We start from the raw sequence: 13,192 nt of genomic DNA, 5'->3' as shown, positions 1-13,192 counted from the left end.
ATTCTTTTCAAGAATGCCTTTTCATGATTGCCAGCTATCCCATTGGGGAGAGCATCAGGAATACTTTTTCGTCCGGCGCGTCGGGGCAGTATTCGCCGGATCGTCCGGCCAGACGTGCTTCGGATAACGTCCCTTCATCTCTTTTTGCACTTCGCGCCAGGCCCCGTTCCAGAACGCCGTTAAATCGCGGGTGATCTGCAACGGCCGCTGCGCCGGAGATAATAGCTCAAGCACCAGCGGAACGCGCCCCTCGGCGATGCAAGGCGTCTGTGCTTCACCAAACATTTCCTGAATACGCACCGCCAGTACCGGCGGATTTTCGCTGTCATAGCGAATCGCAATCTGGCTTCCGGTCGGCACAGTGTAATGAGTTGGCAGGGCACTATCCAGCCGTTGACGCATTGGCCAGTCAAGCAAGTTACCCAGCGCCCGGCTAAGGTCGATATTTTTCAACGCACGTAGCGAATGCACGCCGCGCATTTCCGGCAGCAGCCAGTCATCGAGCTTTGCCAGCAGGGAGTCATCGTCCACCGCAGGCCATTTCTGCTCCGGCAGCCAGCGAGCCGCGCAGCTCATGCGCAACCGCAGCTGCTGGGCTGGAACGGACCACTCCAGCAGGCCAAGCCCGCGTTCACGAATGCCGTTTAAAATCGCCTGCTGCATTTCCTCTTCGGAAGGCTTCGCTAACAGCTGAGTTTTCACCACTAATTTGCCGATCTGACGCCGCCGCCAGGCTTTTAGCGCCCCCCGATCTTCATCCCACTCCACCGAATCACTTTCCGTCAGCAGATGCGGGATACGAACGACAAGTTCTTCAACATCCAGCGGCAGCGCCAGCAGGATGCGGGCATCCGGCGACTGGCTGCCCTGCAGCAAAAGCGGCGCTATTAGCCATTCATGCCGCGTCATGGCGTCATCCTGCTCCAGCATCGCGCCCATGCCGTTGGCTAACTGATAGCGACCTTCTGCCCCGCGCCGCCGGGCGATACGGTCGCCAAACCCGCTTGCCAGCAGCGGCATAGCTAGCGAGATATCCGGCTCCCCGCTTCGGGCATTTATTCTTTTCAGCAGCTGAGCGGCGCGCTGCCGCCAGTTACCGTTTCTACTGTCGAAAAGTGACCGCAAATCGCCGCCGCCCCGAGTACGCGGCGGTTCCTCCAAGATTGCCGCCAGCCACGCGGCTGTAACCTGCTCATCCGGCGTTTTGGCCGTCACCAGCATTGAGGCAAGACGCGGGTCGTTACCCATTTTCGCCATTTTTTGCCCTTCTGCCGTCAGGCGCTGCTGTTCGTCAACGGCCCCTAGCTGACGTAGCAGACGTTGAGCTGCAGCCAGGTTTACCTCCGGCGGCACATCAAGCCAGGTTAGCTGGCGCACGTCCTGGCAGCCCCATTGCAATAGCTCCAGCAGCAGGCCGGATAAATCACTTTGTAATATTTCCGGTTCGCTCTGGGCCGCCGCACGTTCAGCCTGGTCGGCGGCGATTAGATGCAGGCATATACCCGGCTCCAGACGCCCGGCGCGCCCGGCCCTCTGGGTCATTGAGGCTTGACTCACACGCTGAGTGACCAGCCGGGTCAGCCCGGTACGAGCGTCAAAGCGAGCGACGCGCTCCTGCGCTGCATCCACCACCAGGCGAATGCCTTCAATGGTCAAACTGGTCTCGGCAATGTTAGTCGCCAGTACGACCTTCCGGGTTCCCGCCGCGGCGGGCAGAATCGCTTTACGCTGCTCGCTCAAAGGTAAAGCGCCATACAGCGGGCAAAGCTGAACATCGCTCGGCACTCGCTCTTTGAGTTGTTCCTGTACACGCTGAATTTCACCCACGCCGGGTAAGAACAGCAGCAGCGATCCTGACGCTTCACGCAGCAGCCCGGCCACGGCGGCGGCAACTGCGTCATCAAAGCGCTGATGCACTGGCAAAGCCATGTAGCGGCGCTCAACCGGGAAAGCACGGCCTTCAGAGGTAATCACCGGCGCATCCGGCAGGCATTGCTGCAGGCGCTGGTTGTCCAGCGTCGCCGACATAATCAGAATTTTGAGGTCATCGCGAAGCCCGGCCTGCACGTCCAGCAGCAGCGCCAGAGCAAGATCGGCCTGCAAACTGCGCTCGTGAAATTCATCGAGGATCACAAGCCCAATACCGTTGAGCTCGGGATCCTGTTGGATAAGCCGCGTTAGAATCCCTTCGGTCACCACCTCAAGCCGGGTGTTTGGCCCCACGCAGCTGTCAGCGCGCATCCGGTAGCCAACGGTTTCGCCTGGTTTCTCACCCAATAATTCGGCCAGCCGCTGAGCAACATTCCGGGCGGCAAGGCGACGAGGTTCAAGCAGCAGAATGCGGCCTCCCAGATTACTCTGCTGAAGGATTTGCAGCGGGAGCCAGGTAGATTTACCTGCGCCGGTAGGGGCATTGAGCAAAACTTGCGGGGCGTACTCGAGCGCTTTCAGCACTTCTGGCAGTACGGCCGCAACCGGTAATGAGGACACAAATGGCTCCAAAGGGTTAACATCGGCAGTCGCGCATTGTAGCATCCCGCCAAACCATAACCGAGAGACAAGCATGGCCGAAAATCGACGCCTTTTTTTTGCCCTGACGTTACCGTCCGAGGTTCAGCAGCAAATCATTCACTGGCGAGCCGCCCAATTCCCTGCGGATGCTGGCCGACCGGTAGCCGCGGCCAATCTGCACCTCACGCTGGCGTTTTTGGGGGATGTCTCCGACGAAAAACGCCAGGCCTTGTGCCGCCTCGCCGGAAGAATTAGCCAGCCCGGCTTTACGCTGTGCCTGAACGATGCCGGGCAATGGCTACGCTCTAGCGTCGTATGGCTGGGGCCACGGCAGGCACCACGCGGCCTGCTGCAGTTGGCCAATATGCTCCGCTCCCAGGCCGCACGCAGCGGCTGCTATCAGTCTCCGCAGCCGTTTCATCCCCACGTGACGCTTTATCGCAATGCCATACGCTCCGTGGCGATCCCCGCGCCGGGCTTTAGCTGGCAAGTTCAGGTGAATGAATTTTCGCTGTACGAGTCCGTTTTTGAACAGGGCAGAACCCGCTATCAGGCGCTGGAGCGCTGGTCGCTGACTAATAAGGAAGAGTAGATGGAGTTTTCACCCGCGCTGCAGCCCGCCACGCTAATTAAACGCTATAAACGCTTTCTGGCGGACGTTGTAACCGCCAGCGGCGAAACCATGACGCTGCATTGCCCCAATACCGGAGCAATGACAGGCTGCGCCACGCCGGGCGACACGGTTTGGTATTCCACATCGGCCAGCCCAACGCGCAAATACCCCCATACATGGGAGCTTACTCAAACACAAAAGGGTGAGATAATTTGCGTCAATACGTTACGAGCAAACACTCTGGTCAGAGAGATGCTGACGACATATCCTCCGACAGAACTGGCGGGCTATGACAGCCTTCAGGCCGAAGTAAAATACGGTGAAGAACGCAGCAGAATTGACTTTATGTTACAAGCGAGTAACAAGGTTAACTGCTATATTGAAGTGAAATCAGTCACGTTGCTCGAGCAGGATAAAGGCTATTTTCCCGATGCTGTTAGCCTGCGGGGCCAGAAGCATTTAAGAGAGTTGATGAATGTGGTTCAGCAAGGAGAGCGCGCGGTGCTACTGTTTGCGGTTTTACATTCTGCTATAAATAGCGTCTCGCCAGCCCGCCACATTGATGAGAAATATGCGCGGCTGTTAACCGAGGCACAGCAGTGTGGGGTTGAAATTATCGCCTGGAAAGCAGAACTTTCTGCCGAGAGGATCACTCTAACTACGCCGTTGCCTGTCTATTTATAATCAGCATCTGGTTAAGGACAGATAACGTATTGTCTTTTTTATAGTCGGGTCGTTTCGCAAATAAGCTTTTCTTCACACGGTTGTCAAGAGAGGAGTTTATATAATTGCCAACCTGAAAAGCATCTGCTATTTATAGCGGCCTGATTTTACCCCGACAGGGGACCGATAAGTGCGTGTTAAGGAGAAGCAACATGCAAGAAGGGCAAAAGCGTAAAACGTCGTCCCTGAGTATTCTCGCCATCGCTGGGGTGGAGCCATACCAGGAGAAAACGGGCGAAGAGTACATGAACGAAGCCCAGCTGTCGCACTTCAAGCTTATTCTTGAAGCATGGCGTAATCAGCTCAGGGACGAGGTAGATCGCACCGTTTCGCACATGCAGGATGAAGCGGCTAACTTCCCGGACCCGGTAGACCGTGCGGCCCAGGAAGAAGAGTTCAGCCTCGAACTGCGTAACCGCGATCGTGAACGCAAACTGATCAAAAAGATCGAAAAAACGCTCAAGAAAGTGGAAGACGAAGATTTCGGCTACTGCGAATCCTGCGGTGTAGAAATCGGCATTCGTCGCCTTGAAGCACGTCCGACCGCTGATTTGTGTATCGACTGCAAAACGTTGGCAGAAATCCGCGAAAAACAGATGGCCGGCTAACGGCCCTCGGAAATGCCAAACCTCTATGGCGGGAGACTCTCCCGCCATATTACTTTATTGCACCTCAAAAAATGTCAGCTCAACTCTACATTGGCCGTTTTGCCCCCTCACCTTCCGGGGAACTGCATTTTGGCTCACTCATTGCCGCTCTTGGCAGCTACCTTCAGGCTCGCGCTCAACAGGGCCGCTGGCTGGTACGCATCGAAGATATCGATCCTCCTCGCGAAGTTCCCGGCGCCGCCGACACCATCCTCAAACAGCTTGAGCATTACGGCCTGCACTGGGATGGCGACGTGCTATGGCAATCCCAGCGCCATGAGGCCTATCGCGCCGCGCTGAACTGGCTACGGCAGCAAGGGCTGAGCTATTACTGCACCTGCACTCGCAGCCGTATTCAGCAGATCGGCGGTTTCTACGATGGGCATTGCAGAACCCTTGGCAACGGACCACAAAACGCCGCAATGCGCCTGGTGCAAAACAACCCGGTGCTGAGCTTCCAGGACGGCCTGCGCGGGCAATTGCATGCCGATGAGTCTTTGGCGCGGGAAGATTTCATCATTCACCGTCGTGACGGTCTGTTCGCCTATAATCTTGCTGTCGTGGTGGATGACCACTTCCAGGGTGTGACGGAGATCGTGCGCGGTGCAGATTTGATTGAGCCGACGGTGCGGCAAATCTCGCTATACCAGCAGTTTGGCTGGCCCGCTCCTGGCTATATTCATCTGCCACTGGCTCTCAACGAGCAGGGCTTTAAGCTTTCGAAGCAGAATCACGCGCCCGCGCTGCCGCAGGGCGATCCTCGCCCGCTGCTGGTGGAAGCGTTGCGCTTTTTAAATCAACAAGTCGCGGACGGCTGGCAGGATCTGACGTTGGAAAGGCTGCTGGAGCAAGCCGTAATGAACTGGTCGCTTAATAGTGTGCCGGTGAATACATCATTCTCAAATGCCCCACACTGAGCTATGATTAGCCGCTGTTTTTTTTGTCCCTATGATTGACACTGCCGAGGTGGACTATTTTTACCCGAGTCGCTAATTTTTGCCGCAAGGTGCTTAACCGCGATGACGTCGTGGTCGAGGAGACCGAAACTCTCCCGCACATTACTGTTATCCCGCGCGATCAGCACGCTATTTCCCGCAAAGATATCAGTGAAAATGCCCTCAAGGTGCTCTACCGTTTAAACAAAGCAGGCTACGAGGCTTACCTCGTCGGCGGTGGCGTCCGCGACCTGTTGCTGGGCAAAAAACCGAAAGATTTCGACGTCACCACCAGCGCGACGCCAGAACAAGTTCGCAAACTGTTCCGTAACTGCCGCCTGGTTGGCCGCCGTTTCCGCCTGGCTCACGTGATGTTCGGGCCAGAAATCATCGAAGTGGCCACCTTCCGCGGCCATCATGAAGAGCAGCAGTCTGCCGACCGTCAGACCTCGCAGCGTGGCCAGAACGGCATGCTGCTGCGTGACAACATCTTTGGTTCTATCGAAGAAGATGCTCAACGCCGCGACTTCACTATCAACAGTCTTTACTACAGCGTGGCCGATTTCTCCGTGCGGGATTACGTCGGCGGCCTGAACGATCTGAACAAAGGCATTATTCGCCTGATTGGCGACCCGGAAACACGTTACCGCGAAGATCCAGTGCGAATGCTGCGCGCCGTGCGCTTTGCCGCCAAGCTGAATATGACCATCAGCCCGGAAACCGGCGAGCCGATTCCTCGCCTTGCCACGCTGCTGAACGATGTGCCCCCGGCGCGTCTCTTTGAAGAATCGCTCAAACTTCTGCAGGCCGGATACGGGTTTGAAACCTACCAACTGCTGCGTGAATATCAGCTCTTCCAGCCGTTGTTCCCGATCATCACCCGCTATTTCACCGAGCAGGGCGACAGCCCGATGGAACGCATTATTGCGCTGGTGCTGAAGAATACCGATACCCGCATTCATAACGATATGCGCGTAAATCCGGCGTTCCTGTTTGCGGCGATGTTCTGGTATCCGCAGCTGGAAATGGCGCAAAAGATTGCCCAGGAAAGCGGCCTCGCCTACTACGACGCCTTTGCGCTGGCAATGAATGAAGTGCTGGATGAAGCCTGCCGTGCGCTGGCGATTCCAAAACGCATTACTACGCTGGTGCGTGACATCTGGGGCCTGCAGCTTCGTCTGTCCCGCCGCCAGGGTAAACGCGCCTGGAAGCTGATGGAGCATCCTAAATTCCGGGCGTCTTACGACCTGCTGGCGCTGCGCGCGGAAGTCGAGAACAACCAGGAACTGCTGCGTCTGACCAAATGGTGGGGCGAGTTCCAGGTAGCTGCGCCGCCAATGCAAAAAGATATGCTGAACGACCTTGGCGATGAGCCTGCAGCTCGCCGCCGCACGCGTCGCCCACGCAAACGCGCGCCACGTCGCGAAGGTAATTCATGACCCTCGCGTATATCGCGCTGGGCAGTAACCAGGCGTCGCCGCTGGAGCAGGTTTCCTCTGCCCTTGACGCCCTGGCCGCCATTCCACAAAGCCGAATGGTGGCCAGTTCTTCTTTTTACCGCACTCCCCCGCTCGGCCCTCAGGATCAGCCAGATTATCTGAATGCTGCCGTGATGCTGGACACCGACCTGTCTGCCGAAGCCCTTCTGGACCATACCCAACGTATTGAACTGGAGCATGGCCGCATGCGCAAAGCAGAGCGCTGGGGGCCGCGGACGTTAGATCTCGATCTTATGCTGTTTGGCGATGAGGTAATGCACACCGAACGCCTGACTGTGCCTCATTACGACATGAAGAACCGCGCGTTTATGCTGGTTCCTCTGCTGGAAATAGCACCGGAATGCCGCTTTCCCGACGGGCAGTCTGTTGCCACGATACTGGCTAGCCTCTCCCTGGAGGGCATCACCCGCTGGTAAACAGCGCGCCCGTATCCTGTTCTAACCTTTCTCCGGGGATGATGATGAAACCCACTACCACCTCCACCCTGCGTAAGCTCAAGCAGGATAACAAGAAATTCGCCACCCTTACCGCCTATGACTTTAGCTTCGCTAAGCTGTTTGCTGACGAAGGCGTCGGCGTTTTGCTGGTTGGCGATTCGCTGGGCATGACGGTTCAGGGCCACGACTCTACGCTGCCGGTCACGGTGGCAGACATTGCCTACCACACTCGTGCGGTTCGCCGCGGTGCACCAAACTGCCTGCTGCTGGCTGACCTGCCGTTTATGGCCTACGCCACGCCGGAGCAGGCGTTTGCCAACTCCGCAGAGGTAATGCGCGCCGGGGCTAACATGGTGAAAATCGAAGGCGGACGCTGGCTGGCTGACACGGTGAAAATGCTGACGGAGCGCGCCGTTCCGGTTTGTGGTCATTTGGGATTAACGCCGCAGTCGGTCAATATTTTTGGCGGATATAAAGTTCAGGGCCGCGACGAACAGGCCGCGCAAACGCTGCTGGATGACGCTCTGGCGCTGGAAGCCGCTGGCGCCCAGTTGCTGGTGCTGGAGTGCGTTCCCGTTGAGCTGGCTAAACGCGTAACAGAAGCGCTTTCTATCCCAGTGATTGGCATTGGCGCGGGCAACGTCACGGACGGGCAGATTCTGGTGATGCATGATGCCTTTGGGATTACTGGCGGCCATATTCCTAAGTTTGCGAAGAATTTCCTTGCTGAGACCGCCGATATTCGCACCGCGGTGCGCCAGTACATTAGTGAAGTCGAATCCGGCAGTTATCCGGGCAACGAACACAGTTTTTACTGACAGGAGATAGGTTGTGCTGATTATCGAAACGTTACCGCTGCTGCGTCAGCAGATTCGCCGCTGGCGCCAGGAAGGGAAACGCATCGCCCTGGTGCCGACCATGGGCAACCTGCACGATGGGCACATGACGCTGGTGGAAGAAGCCAAAGCCGTTGCTGATGTGGTCGTGGTCAGTATTTTCGTGAACCCGATGCAGTTTGACCGGCCGGACGACTTAGCCCGCTACCCGCGCACTCTGCAGGAAGATTGCGAAAAGCTGAACCGCCGCAAGGTGGATATGGTCTTTGCCCCGGCACCGGTTGACGTTTACCCTCAGGGCCTCGACACACAGACATTTGTGGATGTGCCGGGCATCTCCACCATGCTGGAAGGCGCCAGCCGCCCAGGGCATTTCCGTGGTGTTTCCACCATTGTCAGCAAACTGTTCAACCTCGTTCAGCCCGACGTTGCCTGCTTTGGCCAAAAGGATTATCAGCAGCTAGCGCTGATCCGTAAAATGGTCGCCGATATGGGCTACGACATTGAGATTATTGGCGTGCCGACCGTGCGCGCTAAAGACGGCCTGGCGCTCAGCTCACGTAATGGCTACCTGACTGCAGATCAGCGTAAAATCGCCCCGGGATTGAGCAAGGTCATGAACGGCCTGGCGGAAAAACTGCGCGGCGGCGACCGTGATACCGAAGAGATGCTGATTCTCGCGGCAACAGAACTGAACGAAAAAGGTTTCCGTTCTGATGACCTGCAAATCCGCGATGCGGACACTTTGCTGGAGCTGTCAGCGGAAAGCAAACGTGCGGTGATCCTGATGGCGGCCTGGCTCGGTCAGGCCCGACTGATTGATAACGTCACCGTCGATCTGGCGCAGTAGACAGCCTAAATAAAAAGGGCAATACTGCCTCGAATATCCACGGCGCGGGTGATATCCGCGCTTTTTAAGCCCAGTAACAAAGGTTCAAGTTTATGATTCGCACCATGCTGCAAGGCAAGTTACACCGCGTCAAAGTGACTCAGGCGGACTTGCATTACGAAGGCTCCTGCGCCATCGATCAGGACTTCCTTGAGGCGGCAGGCATTCTGGAATATGAAGCCATCGACATCTACAACGTCACCAACGGGAAGCGTTTTTCTACCTACGCTATCGCCGGTGAACGTGGTTCTAAAATCATCTCCGTTAACGGCGCGGCGGCACACTGCGCCGACGTCGGTGACATCCTGATTATCGCCAGTTACGTTACTATGCCAGATGAGCAGGCGCGCAGCTGGCAGCCAAAAGTGGCCTACTTTGACGGTGAGAATGAGATGAAGCGTCTCGCGAAAGCCGTGCCGGTTCAGGTCGCGTAACAACCGCCCTCACCCTAACCCTCTCCCCACGCGGGAGAGGGGATCGAACAACCCCAGTTTAGCTCACGTACTCACGATTCAGGCTGATTGGTAATCGTCCTCGACATCGTCTCCAGCGAATCCGTCCTCATAATATAAAGCCGCTTCAGTAAGAACGGGTTGTCGCCCGGTTTCACCTTCCCACGCACCGTGGTTACGGCCATATGGAACCCTGCATCGTTTGCAGCTTTTACCGCAATATCGTTATAGCCGCCAAACGGATAAGAGAGATAAAGCACGTGCGGATTGAACTGCGACAGCGCACGGCGCGAGTGCTCAAAATCAAACAGGATATTGTGGTAGCTACGGCTCAGAAGAATCGGGCGGCGGTAGTTATCCACGCGATGCAGGAAATGCGTGTGCGACTGAATATCGAACACGCTTTGAATCGCCTCCAGCTCAGAAATACTCATAAACTGCAGAGACTTTGGATTCCACGGCTGTGGATGACGCTTAATGCGTGACGAGATAATGTAAGCCGTCGCTTTAAAGCCGTACTGTTTCAGAATCGGGAATGCGTAACGGTAGACTGATTTCAACCCGTCATCAAAGGTGATCACCACCGAGCGAGCCGGGAGATTCATACGGTTACGCAGATAACCTTCCAACTGATACATCGTCAGCGTGGTGTAGCCCATGTCACGCAGCCAGGTCATCTGGTTACTGAACGCAACCACCGAGGTGGTCGTCGACGTATGGCGGAAACGCGTATTTTCCTCATCACGCAGAATGTGGTGATAGGTCAGAACCGGAATGCCGTTATCCGGCTGCGCGTCTAGGCTGCTGATGTAGCCCAGACGATTGCCAATGCGGATTTGGTACCAGGTCTGGTTCAGGCGATCTTTGAGCTTGCCGATGATTGGGTAGCGCAGGTTATCTGCCAGCGTGCCGAACACCGCTGACGAGGTGGCCGGCTCGCTATAGATAGCCACGTCGCGGAAGGTGATCAAGTTTTGGTTACTCAACGGATTGTTGAGATCCCCCAGCCGGTCTTCCACTCGCTGCTTGCCTTTTACCGGGCCAAGATGCGCCTTATCGATAAACCCAGTACCGAAGCCGAAATTAAACTCGTAGTAATCTGCGGGCGTCGGCACCACCGCCAGGATTTGCCCCTGGCCGATACGGCCGACGGAAATCACATTATCACCAACCTGCGCCCAGATATCGGCATCTTCGGTGGTTTGCATATATTGGGCGGGGGTGTCATGGCTACTGAGCAGGCTAGCCTGAGCAGTTCCGATGCTGATGACTAGCATGACGCAATAAACAAGGCGAGTTAACATGGCAAATTAGTCAGTTTTTGTCGGAAAGACGGAAGGAAGTCATTATTTTAGCAAAAGACAGAGGAATACCAACCTCAATAGATACATGCCCTTAATAATTGTGCAGCAATACAAACGGCGGGTTCTTTTGTTGCTGATGCCAAAGGCTGGTCACCGTATCCCCGCCCTGCTCCACAATAAGCTGCCGAAAGGCTTCGCTGGAGATATTGTCCCGCTGTTCACGCATCGCTAAAAGCAGCGGCAGCGTTACCCCGGCGATAACTTCGCAATGTTCATGCTTATGGTTCATCAATGCCGCTGCCCGGTAAGGTTCCGCCCCGCTGATATCGGTCAGAAAGATAACGCCGTCGCCCGAATCGCAGTGGTGAAGAGCATCGCACATCATCCGGCTAAGCATATTGGTGCTTAACCCGTGCCAGAAATTCACCGCACAGCACTGAGGCTGCGGCCCAAAGCGCTGCTCGAGAGCATCCAGTATCTTTTGTGCGTAGTCGTCGTGTCCGGCAATGACCCAGCCAAGCATAAAGTCTCTCCTGTTTATGGAGCGACAGTGTGCCAGAACGCTGAATAAGTAGCCTGATGCGTATCAATTTGGCGTAAAAAAATCCCCCTAAAGAGGGGGATTTAATCAGGAACTATTAGGTTCGTAGCCCGCGACCGCGCTGGATGAGATACCAGCACAACAAGTAAAACACGACGATAAAGATTGCCAGCACGCCGACGGTGGTCACCAATGGCACATCGGTAATACCCAGGAAACCAAAACGGAAGCCGCTAATCATGTAGACGATGGGGTTCAGGTGCGAGAGCGCCTGCCAGAACGGAGGCAGCAGGGTCAGGGAATAAAACACCCCGCCCAGATAGGTCAGCGGCGTCAGCACGAAGGTCGGGATCAGGCTGATATCATCGAACGTTTTGGCAAAGACGGCGTTCAGCAGACCGGCCAGCGAGAACAGAATAGCCGTCAGTACCAGCGTCAACGCCACGAACAGCCAGGAATGCACCTGGAACGGGACGAAGAACAGCGACACCGCCGTGACCAGGATCCCCACGCACAGACCGCGCGCGACGCCGCCACCAACGTAGCCCGCGATGATCACGTGCGTGGGTACCGGTGCCACCAGCAGCTCTTCGATATTGCGCTGGAACTTCGCGCTGAAGAATGAGGAAGCGACGTTGGCGTAGGCGTTGGTGATCACCGCCATCATGATCAGGCCCGGCACGATGAACTGCATATAGGTGAAGCCGTGCATTTCGCCGATACGCGAGCCAATCAAGTTACCAAAGATAATGAAATACAGGGTCATGGTGATGACCGGCGGAACCAGCGTCTGGATCCAGATACGGGCGAAGCGGTGAACTTCTTTGGTCCAGATGCTTTTCAGCGCCACCCAGTACAGCTGCATCATGCCTGATCCCCTTGTTTACCGTTTACCAGCGTCACGAACAACTCTTCGAGACGGTTAGCTTTGTTACGCATACTCTGTACCTGAATCCCCTGCGCGCTTAGCTGGCTGAACACGCTGTTAATCCCCTGTTCACGCAAAACTTCGACTTCCAGCGTGGACGTGTCCACCAGCCGATACTGGTAACCGTCGAGCTTAGGCAGTGGACTTTTAGGAGCCAGATCCAGGATGAAGGTTTCTGATTTCAGCTTGGAAAGCAGCGATTTCATCGAGGTGTTCTCTACCAATTCACCACGCTGGATAATGCCGATGTTGCGGCACAGCATTTCGGCTTCTTCCAGATAGTGAGTAGTCAGAATAATGGTGGTGCCTTTGTCGTTGAGATCTTTCAGGAAGCCCCACATAGAGCGGCGCAGCTCGATGTCTACGCCGGCGGTAGGTTCGTCCAAAATCAGCAGCTTAGGTTCGTGCATTAACGCACGGGCAATCATCAGGCGGCGCTTCATCCCTCCCGATAACATCCGCGCACGTTCGTTGCGTTTTTCCCACAGATCGAGCTGTTTTAAATACTTTTCGCTGCGCGCTATCGCTTCGCTGCGCTCAACGCCGTAATAGCCAGCCTGGTGCACGACGATCTGCTGCACCGTTTCAAACGGGTTGAAGTTGAATTCCTGGGGCACCAGGCCAAGCTGGCGTTTGGCGTTGACCACGTCTTTTTGCAGATCGTAGCCAAACACCCGCACACGGCCGGAGGTTTTATTCACCAGCGAACTGATAATGCCGATAGTGGTGGATTTTCCCGCACCGTTAGGGCCGAGCAGCGCATAGAAATCACCCGCTTCAACGCGAAGATCTATGCCACGTAGCGCCTGGACGCCACCGGGATAGGTTTTCGTTAACTGTTCCAGTTCCAATGCAATTGTCATGGATATTCGCTTAC

General features: G+C 55.9%; 14 protein-coding genes. 9 read left to right on the top strand and 5 right to left on the bottom strand.

All coding sequences use genetic code 11. From position 1 onward, the window contains the following. Positions 1-54: 54 nt before the first annotated feature. Positions 55-2,490 (bottom strand): ATP-dependent helicase HrpB, encoded by a 2,436-nt coding sequence (hrpB, locus tag ACR6JA_RS09410; protein WP_494493946.1) that lies wholly within the window; start codon positions 2,488-2,490, stop codon positions 55-57. A gap of 73 nt (positions 2,491-2,563) precedes the next feature. Between hrpB and thpR the strand changes: the two genes are divergently transcribed. The 9 genes from thpR (at position 2,564) to panD (ending at position 9,524) form a co-directional block, all read left to right on the top strand. Next, positions 2,564-3,103, top strand: coding sequence for an RNA 2',3'-cyclic phosphodiesterase (gene thpR, locus ACR6JA_RS09405; RefSeq protein ID WP_494493945.1), 540 nt, complete (start codon positions 2,564-2,566; stop codon positions 3,101-3,103). Then, entirely contained in the window at positions 3,104-3,808 is a 705-nt protein-coding gene (gene sfsA, locus ACR6JA_RS09400) for a DNA/RNA nuclease SfsA (protein WP_213715204.1), read from the top strand. Between the two features lie 191 nt (positions 3,809-3,999). Then, positions 4,000-4,455: an RNA polymerase-binding protein DksA gene (dksA, locus tag ACR6JA_RS09395; RefSeq protein WP_008460361.1), complete on the top strand. Its 456-nt coding sequence runs from the start codon at positions 4,000-4,002 to the stop codon at positions 4,453-4,455. A gap of 71 nt (positions 4,456-4,526) precedes the next feature. Next, the gene (gluQRS, locus tag ACR6JA_RS09390) at positions 4,527-5,411 is read left to right on the top strand and encodes a tRNA glutamyl-Q(34) synthetase GluQRS (protein WP_494493944.1); all 885 of its coding nucleotides are present in this window, start codon (positions 4,527-4,529) and stop codon (positions 5,409-5,411) included. Positions 5,412-5,467: 56 nt separating this feature from the next. After that, complete coding sequence (pcnB, locus tag ACR6JA_RS09385; RefSeq protein WP_213715251.1) at positions 5,468-6,868, top strand: polynucleotide adenylyltransferase PcnB; 1,401 nt, start codon at positions 5,468-5,470, stop codon at positions 6,866-6,868. Continuing rightward, a complete protein-coding gene (gene folK / locus ACR6JA_RS09380) occupies positions 6,865-7,344 on the top strand; it encodes a 2-amino-4-hydroxy-6-hydroxymethyldihydropteridine diphosphokinase (RefSeq protein WP_494493943.1) in 480 nt (159 codons plus the stop codon). The genes pcnB and folK overlap by 4 nt, the downstream gene beginning before the upstream one ends. 44 nt (positions 7,345-7,388) lie before the next feature. Further along, on the top strand, positions 7,389-8,183 hold the full coding sequence (panB, locus tag ACR6JA_RS09375; protein WP_166876740.1) for a 3-methyl-2-oxobutanoate hydroxymethyltransferase: 795 nt from the start codon (positions 7,389-7,391) through the stop codon (positions 8,181-8,183). 13 nt (positions 8,184-8,196) lie between these two features. Further along, complete coding sequence (panC, locus tag ACR6JA_RS09370) at positions 8,197-9,051, top strand: pantoate--beta-alanine ligase (RefSeq protein WP_166993577.1); 855 nt, start codon at positions 8,197-8,199, stop codon at positions 9,049-9,051. A gap of 92 nt (positions 9,052-9,143) precedes the next feature. Next, positions 9,144-9,524 (top strand): aspartate 1-decarboxylase, encoded by a 381-nt coding sequence (gene panD, locus ACR6JA_RS09365; RefSeq protein WP_008461846.1) that lies wholly within the window; start codon positions 9,144-9,146, stop codon positions 9,522-9,524. A gap of 71 nt (positions 9,525-9,595) precedes the next feature. Here panD and ACR6JA_RS09360 read toward each other — a convergent pair whose 3' ends face one another. From ACR6JA_RS09360 to ACR6JA_RS09345, 4 genes are all read right to left on the bottom strand, one after another. Then, positions 9,596-10,846 (bottom strand): polysaccharide deacetylase family protein, encoded by a 1,251-nt coding sequence (locus tag ACR6JA_RS09360; protein WP_166876749.1) that lies wholly within the window; start codon positions 10,844-10,846, stop codon positions 9,596-9,598. Between the two features lie 91 nt (positions 10,847-10,937). Beyond that, positions 10,938-11,369: a PTS sugar transporter subunit IIA gene (locus ACR6JA_RS09355; RefSeq protein WP_494493942.1), complete on the bottom strand. Its 432-nt coding sequence runs from the start codon at positions 11,367-11,369 to the stop codon at positions 10,938-10,940. Positions 11,370-11,484: 115 nt separating this feature from the next. Next, positions 11,485-12,255, bottom strand: a complete 771-nt coding sequence (locus tag ACR6JA_RS09350; RefSeq protein ID WP_008461840.1) for an ABC transporter permease — start codon at positions 12,253-12,255, stop codon at positions 11,485-11,487. After that, the gene (locus tag ACR6JA_RS09345) at positions 12,252-13,178 is read right to left on the bottom strand and encodes an ABC transporter ATP-binding protein (RefSeq protein WP_008461839.1); all 927 of its coding nucleotides are present in this window, start codon (positions 13,176-13,178) and stop codon (positions 12,252-12,254) included. The genes ACR6JA_RS09350 and ACR6JA_RS09345 overlap by 4 nt, the downstream gene beginning before the upstream one ends. Between the last annotated feature and the right edge of the window lie 14 nt (positions 13,179-13,192).

Source organism: Cedecea sp. B1(4) (assembly GCF_059414925.1).
The sequence above is the reverse complement of the archived record's forward strand: the minus strand, read 5'-3'. Positions and strand labels throughout refer to the sequence as shown.